The sequence below is a fragment of the Sphingobacterium sp. UME9 genome, from assembly GCF_014170215.1.
In the GTDB taxonomy this organism is placed as follows: domain Bacteria; phylum Bacteroidota; class Bacteroidia; order Sphingobacteriales; family Sphingobacteriaceae; genus Sphingobacterium; species Sphingobacterium paramultivorum.
Map to the genome: position 1 here is coordinate 146,800 of NZ_LZZP01000003.1, position 16,174 is coordinate 162,973.

At 39.3% G+C, this 16,174-nt stretch carries 11 protein-coding genes; 3 read left to right on the top strand and 8 right to left on the bottom strand.

What is annotated here, in order from left to right; all coding sequences use genetic code 11:
* Positions 1–262 precede the first annotated feature (262 nt).
* Entirely contained in the window at positions 263–3,076 is a 2,814-nt protein-coding gene (locus A9970_RS02105; RefSeq protein ID WP_182981109.1) for a thiopeptide-type bacteriocin biosynthesis protein, read from the top strand.
* Here A9970_RS02105 and A9970_RS02110 read toward each other — a convergent pair.
* Both A9970_RS02110 and A9970_RS02115 read right to left on the bottom strand, forming a co-directional pair.
* Complete coding sequence (locus tag A9970_RS02110) at positions 3,051–3,779, bottom strand: LytTR family DNA-binding domain-containing protein (RefSeq protein WP_182981110.1); 729 nt, start codon at positions 3,777–3,779, stop codon at positions 3,051–3,053. The genes A9970_RS02105 and A9970_RS02110 overlap by 26 nt on opposite strands.
* The gene (locus tag A9970_RS02115) at positions 3,776–4,381 is read right to left on the bottom strand and encodes a hypothetical protein (protein WP_182981111.1); all 606 of its coding nucleotides are present in this window, start codon (positions 4,379–4,381) and stop codon (positions 3,776–3,778) included. The genes A9970_RS02110 and A9970_RS02115 overlap by 4 nt, the downstream gene beginning before the upstream one ends.
* A 1,379-nt stretch (positions 4,382–5,760) precedes the next feature.
* Between A9970_RS02115 and A9970_RS02120 the strand changes: the two genes are divergently transcribed.
* On the top strand, positions 5,761–6,084 hold the full coding sequence (locus A9970_RS02120) for a hypothetical protein (RefSeq protein ID WP_182981112.1): 324 nt from the start codon (positions 5,761–5,763) through the stop codon (positions 6,082–6,084).
* 73 nt (positions 6,085–6,157) lie between these two features.
* On the opposite strand, the gene A9970_RS02125 is transcribed toward A9970_RS02120, so the two are convergent.
* The 6 genes from A9970_RS02125 to A9970_RS02150 form a co-directional block, all read right to left on the bottom strand.
* Positions 6,158–7,630, bottom strand: a complete 1,473-nt coding sequence (locus tag A9970_RS02125; RefSeq protein WP_182981113.1) for a TlpA disulfide reductase family protein — start codon at positions 7,628–7,630, stop codon at positions 6,158–6,160.
* Positions 7,631–7,641: 11 nt separating this feature from the next.
* Complete coding sequence (locus tag A9970_RS02130) at positions 7,642–9,033, bottom strand: RagB/SusD family nutrient uptake outer membrane protein (RefSeq protein ID WP_182981114.1); 1,392 nt, start codon at positions 9,031–9,033, stop codon at positions 7,642–7,644.
* A 5-nt stretch (positions 9,034–9,038) separates the two neighbouring features.
* Positions 9,039–12,626 (bottom strand): SusC/RagA family TonB-linked outer membrane protein, encoded by a 3,588-nt coding sequence (locus A9970_RS02135; protein WP_182981115.1) that lies wholly within the window; start codon positions 12,624–12,626, stop codon positions 9,039–9,041.
* A 130-nt stretch (positions 12,627–12,756) separates the two neighbouring features.
* Positions 12,757–13,920 (bottom strand): FecR domain-containing protein, encoded by a 1,164-nt coding sequence (locus tag A9970_RS02140; RefSeq protein WP_182981116.1) that lies wholly within the window; start codon positions 13,918–13,920, stop codon positions 12,757–12,759.
* Positions 13,921–14,001: 81 nt separating this feature from the next.
* Positions 14,002–14,604 carry an RNA polymerase sigma factor gene (locus tag A9970_RS02145; protein ID WP_182981117.1) on the bottom strand — a complete coding sequence of 201 codons (603 nt, stop codon included), beginning with the start codon at positions 14,602–14,604 and terminating at the stop codon, positions 14,002–14,004.
* 172 nt (positions 14,605–14,776) lie between these two features.
* A complete protein-coding gene (locus A9970_RS02150) occupies positions 14,777–15,121 on the bottom strand; it encodes a hypothetical protein (RefSeq protein WP_070561853.1) in 345 nt (114 codons plus the stop codon).
* Between the two features lie 87 nt (positions 15,122–15,208).
* Between A9970_RS02150 and A9970_RS02155 the strand changes: the two genes are divergently transcribed.
* A complete protein-coding gene (locus A9970_RS02155) occupies positions 15,209–16,090 on the top strand; it encodes a LytTR family DNA-binding domain-containing protein (RefSeq protein WP_182981118.1) in 882 nt (293 codons plus the stop codon).
* Positions 16,091–16,174: the final 84 nt, after the last annotated feature.

Below are 16,174 nucleotides of genomic sequence, written 5' to 3' on the forward strand. Positions count from 1 at the left end.
GGATGGATAGGAGAATGTTCATTTGGCTGCTGTTGATTATTTCTAATCTCCATTCATACTTTCCGGCTTTCCTTGGGAGTTGTTCCTTTCACTATAATCTGTTTGAAAAACGCTATAACTATCAAAATCCAAGCAAGTAGCTGAATTAAATTGTTGGGAGTTTGATAAAGGCTGTTGGGAGCTGTATATGGCTAATTGATACGCACAATAAAATTACAAGTGTTTGCAATTGTTATATTCAAATCGACCAACGAACTAAAAAATGAAATTAATACCATTTGACCGGGCTATTATCCGCACCTGCCAGTTTTCATTTCAAGATACTTTGGAAAGTTGCTGGGAGGCTTTGAAGAAATCTATAGCCCTTTCTTCGCCGGAATTTTATAAGCTCATTGTAGACCTTGACTTTTGCTCCTATAGTGCAGCTCCGGAACCGATCAGAAATACCATTGAGCGATACTTTAACAGAGCTAAATTTAGGCCAGTGCCTTTCGGAACGTTTGCAAGTACAAGCATTGTCCCTCTCTCAACTAACATTAATTTGGCAAAGGGCATGACTCTTAACACAGATCAGGTTATTCATGAATTTGTGGACTGGAAGCAAATTGCGAATCTTTCCAGGCCTAAACTGGATGAAATAATATTGAAGGATAAAAAATTATTTGCTAATAGCAGTTACTATGTTGTTTCTGATGCTATAAGGTTCCTTATCAAAATAGGTGATAAATTTCAGTTGAGCGAAGTTGATAATCTGCCAGGTATCCTTTCTGTTTTGGAAAGTCTTAAACATCCTACCCTCATAAGCAGCCTCAAATGGTCTCTAAAAGAAGTATTTCAGAATGAAAACGACCTTTTTAGCATAATAGATCAGCTCGTTGCCTGCCAACTTCTGCTTACGGAAGAGGACATAAATATAATAGGTGAAGACTATTTCAATCGTGTAAATTCAAAGGATATCGATAAAACGCAAAGTTATATCATTTCTGAAAGGAAGTATATTGATGGATCATTACCGGATCCTATCATCAAGGAACTGCAGTCCTATATTCAATTTATAGATAGCAGGGGACTGGGCAGTATTGGAGAGCCGAATGAACTCAAAACTTTTAAACAAGAATTTTTAAAAAAATTCGATTGTCGGGACACGCCACTTATGGAAGCCCTTGATCCCGAACTGGGAATCGGCTACGGAAATTTTGGACAATCCAGCATAACAAGTGCACTTGTGGAAGAACTACTGGTCGAATCAGAAAATGAAGAATTTATGATCGATAAAATAGCCAAGTCCATTAATTGTGGTATTGGGACAGATCTATCCCTGGTCATTGACCTTGAAAAAATCCCGTTTAAGTCAGTTGAGCGTCCAGGAATAATGGTTCCCAATTCAGTAACAACGGTCTTTTCAATTTGTGACGACTTAATTGTTCTCGATAAAATCGGGGGATACAGCGTTAACCAGCTTTCGGGAAGGTTTTCTATGTCGGGTGACAATTGGCAGCAGTTTTGCCGTGATATTGCGACAGTAGAATCGGATGCGAACACCGATGTACTTTTTTTTGATGTTGCTTATTTGGCAGAAGCGAATGTAGATAATGTAAACCGCAGGCAACAGATTTATGAATATGAGGTAAATATTCTAAATTATTGCACTGGAAACAAGCCTATATCACTCAATGATATCTATATCAATATAGCAGGGCAGGAAATTATTCTTCGTTCAAAAAGTTTGGGAAGAAGGATTGTACCCCGTATGGCTTCAGCCTATAACTACAGGAGGTCCGATCTGCCTTTGTTCCGTTTCCTATGTGATATGATGAATTACGGATTGCGAACCGACTTCTCATTCAATCTATCCCAGTATTTACCCCATAGAACCTTTTATCCAAGGGTGCAATATAAAAATATCGTTGTATCAAAAGCCAGATGGATAATTGAGTATAATGAAATTGTGCCGGATGGTAAATTTGATACATCGTTTCTTTTAAAAATGATAAAGAAAAGGTACGTTAGTATTGGGGACGGAGACCAGACTTTGTGCCTGGACCTACATTCTGTAAATGATAGGAAGGAAATCGAACGGCAACTGAGACGAAGAAAAACAATGGTAGTCGAAGAAGCTTTTGTGCCAAAAGAGTCAGCTGTGAAAAATACAGAAGGAAAATCTTTAATAAGCCAAATGATTGTCCCATTTATTCATCATAATGAAGTCTATTATAAAACTGCCGATATGAGCGGGATGGTAACAAACCCTCAAAATATATTTGCACCCGGAAGTGAGTGGCTTTCTTATGAGATCTATTGTCATCCTTTGCGTTCAAATGAAGTATTAATAAATAAGGTATATGGATATTTGATTAAGATAAAAAGGATGATCCGAAAATGGTTTTTTATAAGATTCAATGAGCATGGAGAACATCTGCGATTGCGCCTGTTATTAAGGTCCAGAGAATTCCTTGGTCCGGTAATGACGGAGTTTGAGAATTTGCTTGCCCCTTACCTGAACCAGGGTTTAATTTCAGAGTTATTACTTAGGGGTTATAAAAGAGAGTGGGAGCGATATGCAATGGCCGGAATAGAAAAAGTGGAATCGGCCTTTTCTACAGATAGTCGCCTTGTTCTTCAATTGATCCGGTTAAATCTTACTGATGCACAGAAATACAACCATTGCATTTACTATTTCAGGACCATTGGAGAAAAAGCTGGGTTTGAGCAGTCACATTTGGATAAATGGATCACCAAGATTGTAAATGCGTTCAATGATGAATTTAATATGGAACCTGCAAAGTTCAAAAAAATAAACGCTTATTACATTTCGCAAAAAATTGACGGCAATACAATATTTGGTTCTTCAATCGAGAAGGCTTTAGTTTCAGCTGTTGACTGCATTATCAGGGCGCTTGCAGCTTGTCCTGAGAGACGGAAAATGGCATTGTTCACCGACTTTATACATATGCATGTTAACCGACTGTTTAGTGACAACCGAAGGCTTCATGAAATGGTGTTTTACAACTGTTTAATTAAAGTCCTCAAAAAAGAAATGTCAGTAAGATCTAGTTCTTGTGCCCGCGAAGCTTAAAAGCCAGTTTAAATTTCTCCTTATAGGTGCTGCCAAATGGTAACTGCTTACCATTCTCCATCGTTACGTCCAAAGTGTCTATGGAATGAATAAAATTGAAATTGATCAGGTAAGATTTATGGATCCTCACGAAATGGGGGAAGGGCAACCGTTCCTCCATTTCAGATAGGTTATGTGTTGTAATTACCTGCTGATTATTGTTCATATGCAAGATACTATAACTCCGTGCAGCTTCAACAAAAACAACTTCAAAGGCTCTGATCTTTACCCTGGTACCCTTTCCGCTACCATTAATAAAGATTTCCTGTGGGCTCGAAGGCAAAGCAGGGGTTTGACGGCTTAATATTTTTGCTTTTATACGCCCAAGCACGTCAATTAACTTATCTCGGTCAATGGGTTTCATCAGATAACCGATAACATCATTTTCTATAGCATCTGGTCCATAATCAGGGTGACCTGTCGTAAAAACGGTAAAAACTTTGCCTTTGACCTTTGCCGCAAACCGGGCACCTGACAATTCAGGCATCTCGATATCAACAAAAACTACATCAATTCTGGCATCTTCATCCAGTACCATATTTAAAGCCCTGATTGGGTTGGTTTCTTTACCTACTACCGAAATATACGAAAAATCAGAAAGAAGCATTTCAAGCATATCCAAAGCGGCTGTATGGTCATCAACAAGTAGTACTCGTATAATCATAATGTAATAATTAATTTGACTGAAAATTCCCGATCAACATTTCTAATCTCAAGGGAGTGTTTTTGTGCAAAAAAAATGTTGAGCCGCTTTCTGGTGTTCACTATCCCAATCCCGTTTCCACCCTTAATTTCATTGTTTTTGTGTTTAGGGTTCCTGCAATGGAAGTACAGCTGATGATCCGTATATTCGACATGAATTTCTCCGGGGTTTTGCGGATCAGAAAGGTCGCCGTACTTGAAAAAATTCTCAATAAAGGGTGTCATTAATTTTGCAGGGATAAACCTGCCTTTTGGACTATTACCCTTCACAATTAGCCGGTAATGTTTTTCTTTTTCACGGTTACTCCAACTGAGTAGTGCAATGTAATTCTCAAGAGCTGTTATATCTTCGGAAACCTCTGCCATTCCATTGGCATTACCTGTCTGCAGGGAGTAAGCTGTTAGCTTTATAAGACAATCATATCCTAACATCAGATCTGGATCCTGTTTGGCCGAGCGCATGTATAATTCGGTTAATGCAGTATTCCAATTATGGGCATCCAGTTGGGCCCATAAGTGCAAATTTTCCTGCTGTAGGGCACGACGTTCAGCAGCCACCTTCATTTTGCGTTCTTGTTCAAGTTCCTTTTCTTTTGCTCTGCTAAAGCTTATATACCAATGAATTAACCCATAAGTGAAAATATAAATACTCCGCCAGAAGCTAAATGAATAATCATCTCTGGTTGGTACATAAGTTTTACTTTGATTTAGGAGCTGGTTAAATAAAATATTGAGCCGGACCAGGAAAATGCTATACAATATAATTAGGAGCACGGCCCCAAAAACCTTTAGTCCCCAATATTTTAAATTCTCGTTTAACCACCTTAAGAAATAAAAGGCAAGAAAATAGAAATAAGCTATATCACAGCTGATAAAGCCTAAGTAAATCCATAGATTACCAATTTTATTTGTAAAAATCAGCCCCCTGGACTCACAAATTATAAAGAGACAGGTGGCAAATAGATAAATAAAGAGATGCTTCCGGGATAATGCTTTAAGTTTCATTTTCATCATTGGGAAAATAATATGGGGTATTGGGAACTTTATAGAATATGTTCGTACAGAGTATTACAAAAGCATCTCTAGCATATTGTACCTTCATGTAAGAAATAACCAAAGCGGTTATCCTTTAGACCTTAAGTTTAATAAAATGAAAAACAGTAAAAAAACAGCCCAATTGAATCAAAGGCCTGTATTTAACTTTAATGCATTCGGCAAAGGAAAAGACAAAAGTACTCTGCATGCTACGACTACTAACGGTACTAACACCTCGATTGTGTTTAGCTGCTAATGCATTTGCGCCAGGTGTGATTCAGTTCACACTTGGTGTAAAAACAGGATTTTAAACTTCAAGTTACGAAATTTTTTAATTTCAAAAATTTCATAATAGCTAACGGAGCCTACTCTTCGTAGTGCGATAATACTTACGATTCCATTGCAAGCTAAATTTCATTTGAGATCATGTCAGCGAAATGTACAGCGACCGGCAAAGTAATCTATGCTACACCAGGCGAAGCAATAGCAGGGCTTCGAAATATAAAACGACTTTTTTCTTACCGTAAAAAATTCGAGAGGGCCAAACATCGAATGGGTTGCAAAAGGCAATGCCGTTATTACTACTGTAAACACTGTAATTCTTACCATATTACCAGCTGGAAATTTATATCGATCAAAACTAGATGTGAATTCTTGGCAAGAAAACAGCTTACCGAACAAATACTAGCTCTAGTCAGATAAGTAATCATAATAAATTTTAGGGTCATGCCGAAGCCCTATACTTCAATTAGGCATCATCTCGTAAATCATTTTAAAAATAAAAAATGATTTACTCAGGGAAAGTAGTAATTGAAAAACTTTGCATTTAACTCTGGTACAGTGTATTGTACAAACTGATTGTTTTCACTGGTTCTAATCTCTTTTTCCTAATCAAAAATCAAACAAACATGAACTTCAAAAAATTAGTACTCGTATTTACCGCCGCCACTGGCCTTTCTTTGACTGCACTTGCAGGAACTCCTGAAACGAAAACCGAAACACCTTCTAAAACTGAAGGCTCTGCAAAACTCCATGTATATTATGTAACCGGCATTAGCGGTAGCAACTATACATTGAGCAGCTCACCCGGCTCTGAATGCGATATGTTCCCTCTTGAATCGCCCTGTGAGATCACGTCGCAAAATGCTATCACCAATAACCTTGCTCCTGTATCCCAGGTTGATGCACAAACTAATGGTTTCAAAATCGAAACTCGCCAACCGCAGCTTTAATGCTCTATACTTCCGGGGAGACAAAGCTTCCCGGAAGTATTTACTTCGATAAAATAAATTGCATATGTCAGTTTCATTTTTTCTCTATAGCTTCATTAATGGCCAGTAACATGCCATCCAATGTATAGAGTTCTGCTGTATTAAACCTTACGATCTTCCCGTCACGATCTAAAAGTATCGCTGTTGGTACAGCTGTAATGGAATTTGAGGTAAATGCAGGATGATTCATATTCTGAGGGCCGGTATTAAGATTAATAGCATCTTTATCTGTAAACATTCCGCTGTCGATCCCTTTTATCCAACGTTGCTTGCGGCTATCAGCATTTATCGAAATGAAAACGATATTATTCTGATCGCCCAATTTTAATTTAATCTTGCGGATAACATTTTGATAAAGAGCACTACATGCCCCACAACCAACCGTCCAAAAATCTAAAACCACAACTTTTCCTCTAAATTTTGAAATGTTAACCAATTGGTCGTTGGTGTCTAAAAGTGCAAAATCCTTTAATTCAGCACCAGTCAATTGGCTGTAATAGTCCATGACAAGCTCTCTGCTATAATGCTCCTTGACAATTGCCATTGCATCTGTCAGAATCGTTTTGAAATTGTTCGGTTTTCTATACCGATAAAATAGTTTAGCGACCAGGCGATCCCGAACGGGCCCGAATTCATTTCGCACAATTTCATCGTACAACCATGAAATATCAAGGGAACCATGATTAATAATTTTTGATTCATTAGCATATTTGTACATTAGAAAGTCAATGTAGTTAGTATTGAGTAAATCAGATCCTTTAATCGGCCTTGGCACCAGATCATTGATTCTTTCCTTATACAACGCAATAAATCTTCTCTTCTCTTGATCCGGGGTGCCGGTATAACAATCGGCAATCCTTCTAAATAACAAATTGCCATTAAAGTAATCAATGTTAGCTTTAAGAGCAGCATATTCCTGGCTTGTTAATTTTCCTTTGTAATCTGTTAAATACTGCATTGCTGCGGCCTGTTGTCTTGTAAAAGGATTATTAAATATTGTTTGATGTTGATTACAATCCACAGGCTCAACATCGAAAGAATGGATAAGAATAGAATCAATAGTTTTTGCCAGATTATATTTAGTTGCCCCTCTGCCTGAAACTGTATATTGGGCGCCTGTTGATCCATTTCCTCCCTCGGCGTAATGTGAGAACGTAAAAACCAAGCTATCTCCGGCAACCCAGTTTTGCGCTTTTGTAAGGAAATCAAATTGTGACACCCCCCCTATATTGGTATGTGTTCTCCGTTTTTGTATATAAAAGATGCCACTGGTATCCGAAACATCAGCGGTAAAACTATACTTACCACCTTTAAGACACGCCTTTATTTCATTCAGGTTTTTTTTTCTGTTCACCGGATTGTTAATTATTAAATATAGTGTGTCTTTTGGCGTCGCTTGTTTCCAAAACACCGTCACACTTAACTTTCCCTTGCTCTTAGCTTCCTGACATATAACGGATTTTGCAAAACAGAAAATCATAAGGAAAATCAATATGGAAGTTTTCATTATTTTCATTTTTAATAATCATTCTGTTCTATACCACTTAGCCTGATTTCGAAGTCCGGAATCGGTAATGCATACCTTGCACTGTTAGGCGTAAGAGTATAGGTTTGTCCATTTATTACCCTGGTAAGCCTAACCTGCCGTTTCGGATCAAGATTCAATCTGCGAATATCTTCCCAGGGTATATTGCCCGTAAAAGGCAACTCCTTTCTTCGTTCTTGCAGGATCAGGCTTAAAGCTTCGTCGGAGGAATTTGCTGTTAAGTCAACAAAGGTTCCGGTTTTGTAACGCTTTTTCAGCAGCATATTTAAGGTCGACATAGCATCTATCGTTTTTGACGCACGCGCCTGGCATTCTGCTTTGATAAGATAAACTTCATTTGTTGCAAGACCACAAAAGTTTTGAAAGTTGCCGGTGTAGTTTCCTCTGAATTTGTAAGTAGATCCTGATTTGATATAAAAGAAAGTCTTTCTTAAATCATTGTCGTCATACATTTTCATGAGAGCTGTGTCTACGGTACCCCTAGTGTTCGTCGTTGGTCTGATAATTCCATTCATTCCAGAATAGGCAAAAAATATAATTTCCTCATTACCAACACCTTTTGCGGGAAACCGGTAAGTCTGATTTAAGGAAACAGTGCCGCTATTAAAATCCAAAATGTTTGATTTTTTTGATAACGAATGTTCCGCATTTTCCAATGCTGCCGCATAATCTCCATTGTTGAGCAGGATTTTTGATAGCAATGCATAAGCAGCGGCCTGACCGGGGCGCGTTATAACAGTTTGCTGTACCTTTAGCTTGGTAATAGCTGTCTTACAATCTGATATTATCTGGTCCATTGTTGTCTTCAGGGAAGAACGTTGAGCAATTGCATTTACATCAGAGGTCAGGCGAATTGGAAGTCCTTTTTCATTACCGGCCGTTAGCTCAGTATATTGTTTACAGAATAAACTGGCCAAATTGTAAAGTGCTATTGCACGATAGAAATAGGCTTGACCTTTTATATTTTCGATTTCTTCACCCGATATTTTGGCTTCTTCAATTCCATCGAGAACAATATTGGCGTACTCAATTGTTGCATACATCCAATCCCATTCACCGGAACTACCATTTGCGTTATCCCAAGGATTCATGCTCCATAAATAAATTTGCCTTTCCAGTGGGCTAACCGAGGCAAAATCTTTATCCTGTATATAAACATTGTTCGATGTAGCTATTCCGGTATTTATAAAGCGGCCATTGATCCATTCTGTATTATCGAGAATGGCCTGAAAATCTTTCGCAGTTTCGGGACGTACCTGCTCCTTATCCCGTTTTTCATCCAACCATTCGCTTTGTTTACAACCCTGAATTATGAACAAAACAATCAGAGTAAAAAGCATGCTGTAAAAATATTTTTTCTTCATGGTCATTAAAAATTTGCGTTTATACCAAAGGCAATTGAAAATGGATTCGGTAAATTGAAACCGAATGTATCCGGATCAATTCCCTTTTTATTCTCTTTCCAAAGAATACCCAAATTACTTAGGTAGCTATAGAACTGTAAACTTTTGAAAGTACTTCGCTTTAATTTATCGGATGGGAATGCATAGCTGAGCCGAATATCCTGCAAACGAATATGACTACCGCTCTCTACAAGAACTTCCGAAAAATTATAGAAAACGCTTCGATTTTCATTTTGATCATATAATATAGACGGCACATTGGTTTTAATTTCATCGCCTGGTTGTTGCCATCTTAATGAATAATCTAAGTGGGGTTGATTCTCGACCACCTTTGAATAGTAGGTAGCAGTTGACGGTCTCCTGAAAACATAACCCAGTTTGAAAACGATATTGCAGCTAAGCGAAAATCCTTTGTAGTGAAAATCATTTCGCAAGGAGCCAAATTTGGTGGGCCTGGAAGAACCATGATAAGTAAGTGAATCAGGACTGAAATTATTTAGTATCGCGGTGTAATCCTTGCTCGGTAAGCCATTCAATAAACCCATTGGGTCCCCCGTATCATGATCTAATCCCGCCCATCTATATGAATAAACACCGTACATAGACCTTCCTGCCAAACCAGTCACTGAACCATAATTACGGATGGTACCTATTGTTTGAGGAGCATCATACTTTTGAAGCTTATCCTTATAGAAACTTAACAGCAATGTCGTACTCCAAACTATTGGCCCTTTGAGGTTAATTGATGTCACATTAAGATCAATTCCCTTTGCATTAGTTTTTGCAGTATTGGCCATATAGGTAGTGAAACCAGTCTGTGGCGCCAGTGATGTGGGCTGAATCAAATCTCTGCCATTTTTATTGTATAATTCCAGTGTGCCGGAAATTCTGTTTTCTTTAGTCGCGAAATCTATACCCACGTTGGAATTGCCAACTTGCTCCCACCTCAAACGGGGATTGGGGGGCGTTGTAATCCTTATTTTTGGATTACCTGTTATGGCAGAAACGGAATAATCACCGGATAGATAGGCTGAGCCATAATACACGTTGCCGTTGAATCCATAAGTAGCTCTTAATTTTAGCAACGGTAGCCATTCAACTTTGTAGAATCCTTCGTTACTAATATTCCAGCTAAGACCGGCAGACCATAAAGGGGTGATCCGATCATTAGTTTTTACACCAAATATGTTGGCGCCATCCCTGCGTCCACTCAATGATACTACATAACGATTATCATAAGTGTAGGCAGCGTTGAAATATTGTGATAGATAACGGGTCATGGAACCGCTGACGCGACCATCGGGAGCTGGAATATAGGAACTGCCACCGGGATTATTGGGATATGCAAAGTTATAATTTAAATTATCCACTGATGTACCGAATTGCTCGTCGTAGCCATAGGAAAGCCTGTTTATGCCATCGGTCCTTCGCTCTCTTAATTCATAGCCTAATATGGCATTAATAATTCCTTTGCCAAGGTCCCGGTCAAAGTAAAGTTGGGCGCGGCCATTATTAGCATAGAGGTTGTTCTTGCTTAAATTTAAAATAGCTCCCTGTGGAAGGGGATATGATGTAGCTCCAGTTGAATTATCGAACTGGGTAAACCTATTAACCAAATTCCTTACATAATAGGAATTTGGGGCATTGTAATCCCTATAATCAAATTGTTGTTGTTCGTGCTGGTATTGAACCTCTAATTTTAAAGATGGCAATATGTTATAACTAGCCATGACCTTCATCACAAGATCATTCCTGTTAACAGTAAAGTCTTTTAGCATGAGCTCATCTAAAGGTCGGTAGGTCCAATCCATGAAACCATTCTCTATTGCAGACTCAGCATACGCAAAATTATAGTCTTTGGTAATGGCTAGATGCTGCCCCTGATCTCCGATCAGTGCAGCGTAAGGATACAAATAATTGTTTTTGTAATTCCCTAGTCCGGTAGTCTTAAGATTGGAAAGCGTTAAATTATTATTCAGGTCCTGAGTTGTCCTGTTATAATTTATGGTTGTGGAAATTTCAAGATTTTTAAGGGGATGATAAGTATTGATGCTATTTATCGTAAACCTGCTGAGATTATTTCTTTTTAGATTTTCCTTATTAAAGTCAAATCCGGAAGACAGAAAATAAGTAAAATTACTTGTACCACCACGTAAGGATAATGAGTATTGTTGTAATATAGCTTTCCTGTACACTTCTTTTGCTACATCCTTCCTTAAATTTGATGCCGATAATGAGGCTAATCTTCTATCGGCTTCAGCAGCATTTATTTTTCCATCTCGCAATTGGGAGTAAATCTCAACTCCGGGCGAAACTGGCGTCCTTGAGGAAACATCAGCGAGGTCATAGTCATAATAGCCATTGTCAAAAAGGATTTTTTCAGCATCAAGGTAATCTTTAGAACTGATAAAGTTTTGATCCTTCAGAAGGTTTGGCTTATTTACGAATGTAATATTGCTGTTCACAGAAAAATTAATGCGCTCATTTAATTTCCCCTTTTTAGTAGTAAGCACGATAACGCCATTGGCGGCATTGGCGCCCCATATACTAGCAGCAGCAGCATCCTTTAAAATGGTTATGGATTCTATATCATTAGGATTGATGTTGTTTATATCACCTTCATATGGGAAATTGTCAACGACAACCAAAGGATTTGCATTGGCATAAATGGTACTTTGACCACGAATATTTATGCCCAAATCCTTTTGATCAGCTCCGGTAGAAAGAACACCTGAAGTATTCTGACCATTGAACAATAGCCCCGGCGTAATGCCATTGAGCCGATCCAAGATGTTCGTTGAAACTTGTCGACTGAGTAATACATTGTCTATGACAACAAATGAACCTGTACTTCTTTCCTTCGGAATTTTTTGATAGCCGGTATTGACATTTACGACAGCTTCATTTAACATGCCTTGGACAGCATTTAGGGTGACAATAATTCCGTCATGAAATTCACTTATTTCACGACCACCGTAGCCCAGTAGGCTAAAGGAAACGACAGATCCTTCCGGCAAGTCAGTAAAATAAAAAGTTCCTCCTTCGTCGGATCGGCTAACCTGGTCTGTATTTTTTATCCTTACCGTAACATTAGATAGTGGTTGACCAAGGCTATCGACAACGTGTCCTTTTATTGGTCTTTGTTGTTTCTTAGTTGGCATACTAAAACCTTTGTCCTCAATCACAGTAATAACTTTGCCATTGACCTGATAGCCTAGAGGCTGGCCTTTGAACACCATTGGGAGGACATCCATGAGCTCTCTTTCTTTTACAGTAAGGCTTACCGGTTTAGCTTTTTTAATAAGCTGATCATTGAACATAAAAGCGTAACCACTTTGTTTACGCAGTTGTTGCAATACCTCCTTTAATTGCTGCCTATCGGCTGTTATACTTACTTTCTGTGCTGAGGCTGCGAAATATAAAAATAGGAGCAGGGCAACCAAAAAGACAAATCGAAGCCATCTCGACAGGCCGTATTTATCAGGTATGGCTGGGTTCCAGTCATTGTTACACTTTTTATCGTGCACAATTCTCATTTGAATTTTAGAATTCATAAATTTGATTCGTTAGGTAATAAAAATTAGTTTGCTTTGAACGGTATTCTTGTTTTTGCCTGGCACCAGCCGGAAGCGCTAACTTCCGGCTCTTTTTTGCCAGGTTTTATAAACACATATGAAACTTGCTTTACTTTTCTTCCACAATCCTCCTTCCTTCGATTTTCAATTTAACACCGGTCACTTTTTTCAAAGAATGGATAAGATCCGCAATCGGAATATTTTTGGGAAATTCCCCTGAAATCGTACCCGAGTCACCATTTGATACTACGGCTATATCTACATTATACCATCGAGCTACCTGTCTGAGAAATGCGTTTAGGGTAGCTTTGTTGACCACAAAAAGACCGTCTTTCCAGGCCGAGTAATCGTCGCCGTTAACTTGCAGCACCCGAAGCTCATCTCCGGCGACAATAGCTTGCTCGCCAGGTATTATTATGACGGTCTTTTGTGATCGACTGTTAAGAATCCTTAAGGAGCCTTCCAATAATGTGGCGGCACCGAAAGGCTCATTGGAATAGGTATTGAAATTAAATTCTGTCCCCAGTGCAGTCACCTCCATATCTGTAGACTTTACTGTGAACGGTAATTTTTTGTTTTTTGCAACTTGGAAGTAAGCCTCACCGGTAAGCTCAATCTTTCGTGAAGTGATACCAAAGGAGACAGGGTATTTAATGGAGGAGCCTGCATTCAGCCACACTTTGGAGCCATCGGCAAGTACAACCTTGAACTGGCCGCCCATTGGAACCCTTACGGTATTAAATCCTTCGTTTTGCAGGGCAGCTTCACTTGTCTGCTGTCCATAGGTTAATGTTCCATCTTTTAGGCTCGCAATACCATCTTTACTATTTTGGAGAGTACCTTTATCAAAAAGCGAGACCTTGCTTCCGTCAGAAAGAATAAGCTCTGCTTTATCAGTTCCAGGATGAATTTCTAACTGTTTTGCAATAGTAGTTGGAGCTGCACTCTTCTGCTGCTGGTCAAAAACGTAAAAGACCGCTATGGCAAAGGCCAATAATATTGCCGCTGCGGAGGCGCGGTAAATCCAAAGAACGTTAGCGTTTGGTCTGGGACGTAATTGGATGGAAAGGATTTCCTTTACATTTCCGGTTATTTCTTCGACCTGGTCGTTATTGGGTACATTCTCTTCGGATAGCGTAGACCTGATCTTTGCCATCAGATCTTCGTCAACGTTTTCGGCATGAAATAGGTCAAGGAGAGTGCCAAGCTCTTGCCCGGTTATAGTACCTTTTAGGTACTTTTCGAATAGGTATTGGATTTGGTTATTTTCCACAGCTTTCTCCTTTTTTATAGCCTTTACGGACTATGGGGAGAAATCAATAGCTGAGTGGTATAATTTTTTATTTTTTTATTTTCAAGAAAGGCTGTTGTATAACAGAGAGGCCAGGATCAGTACCGGTAGCAAAGGGTGGCTAGAGAAATAATCTTTAAGGAATGCATTGGCCTTGGTCACATGATCATTCACCGCTGCCTGGGAAATCCCCAGTAGATCGGCAACCTCCTTATAACTTTTCTCTTCCAATTTACACATGCTGTACACTCTTTTTCGCTGCGGCGGCAATTTGTCTATGGCTTCATGAAGAAGTTGTCTTCCTTCCTGGTCGAATAGGGCTTTTTCAATATGGTCATAAGCCTCCGTGGTAAAGGAGATGAAATGGGCTCGCATCTTTTCATCCCTTGCTACCTTCCGGAATATATCATATACCATATTTTCAGAAATACGGAACAAGTAGGCTTTGATGGATTTTTCAGGATCAATGCTTCCCCGATGTTCCCATAGGCGGACGAATATTTCCTGCAGGCATTCTGCCGCCAGATCACGATCTTTGAGCAGCCTTACCAGGTTGCCGGTTAATTTAGGGCTATAGCGGTCATAAATTTGTTCAAAGGCTTCATAGTTCCCCGCCCTGAGTTGTTCGAGAATGGTGCGCTCCGCTTCCATTTCTAATGCCTGCATCTTCATCTTTTAAGTCTCTTGGTGGGTCTAATGTGGTCATTTTTGTGGCCGGATGCAAGAAAAAAATGCTGCAAAACGGTTGATGGGGCCAAAAACAAACATTTAATTTTCTATGCAACCGGCTTTATAACAAAAATTGCAGACGAGTCCTCGCAACTGCATGTAGACCGGCTCAGTTTTTCCGCTCCACAAAAATTTTAATCTTTTTGAAAGGCAGATCCGCTTTGGCATCGATACGCTTACTCTTCCATATCTCGGAGCCGCCGAAACGAATATCAAAATCATACCGTCCAAGAAGCCCATTCGAAATCGTTACAGCAAAATCGACAGTGAAACTGGAGTCCTGCTGGAATAACCAGTTCAGTTGCTGATCATTTAGAATAAAATGTTGTTGTGCCCAACCTATGATATCTGATCTTAGAAACATGGCCTGCTCCTGGAGCAGGTTGTCGTCAAGGCCGTACAGCTCATGTTGTTTTAACGCTATTCCAACGGGGGTAAAATAGACCTGTTCCATATCTTAACATCTTGAATTTAAAGTAACTAATATAATAAATATTTACTAACTTTAATATTTGTTAGGTAAGAACGATTATAAACGATTATGGAAAACAGGGTTTATACGAATGAAAATCGCCCCGCGTATAATGATGTTTTTAAAAGGGTAATTCTTGCTTTGGTAGGAGCCCATTTTATCGTAGTCTACGGTGACCATGAGGATATAGGAAAAATAATCAGGCATTTTGATTATTACAATGCTATGGTTGCAAGTTTTGTGATTGCTTTCCTGGTACTGTACTACATCTGGATGATAACCCGGTACCTCGATGCCAGGCTCGATTGGTTCCAGGACACCAATAAACGGATAACAGCACAGCTTGCGCTTGGTCTAGCGCCTCCAGCCGCAATTGCAGTACTGCTTGCATGGGTTTATTTCAGTATGTACGGCCATGATATCCGGGATACCCCATACTTTGACAGTGACTTCCCTGTGATTTTACTGTTTATCTTCCTGGCCAATATCTATTACTTTTTATATTACCTGGTCGTATCCTTCTGGCCACGTGACAGTACGGAAATTAAGGAGGATTTTTCTAAACCAACACCGCAAAATGAACAGGAGGGAAGTCTGCCCCAACGGCGACAGTATAAAACTGTAATTCTTGTTCAGACGCCCCTTAAGAGTATTCCAGTACCAACCTCCGCAATTGCTTATTTTTTCCGGGAGCAAAAGCAGAATTACCTGCGAAAAAATGATGGGGAAATATTTGAAATCAGCTATTCCCTCGATGAGTTGGAGGCCAGCCTTGCGCCAACTGCTTTTTTTCGAATAAACCGCCAGATGATTATTAGCTTTAGTTGCTGCAAGGAATTTAGTCCTACAAATGGCCCAAGGCTCGAACTGGGATTGATACCCGCTCCATCAGATCCTGTTTTGGTCAGCGAAACAAAAGTCAGCACATTTAAAAACTGGATTATACGATGATGCTGAATTCAGCGCATATATCCCTGAACTCAACACCATATTTGCCTCAATCAAAGGGCACTTCCCTTTGATTGAGGCAAAAAT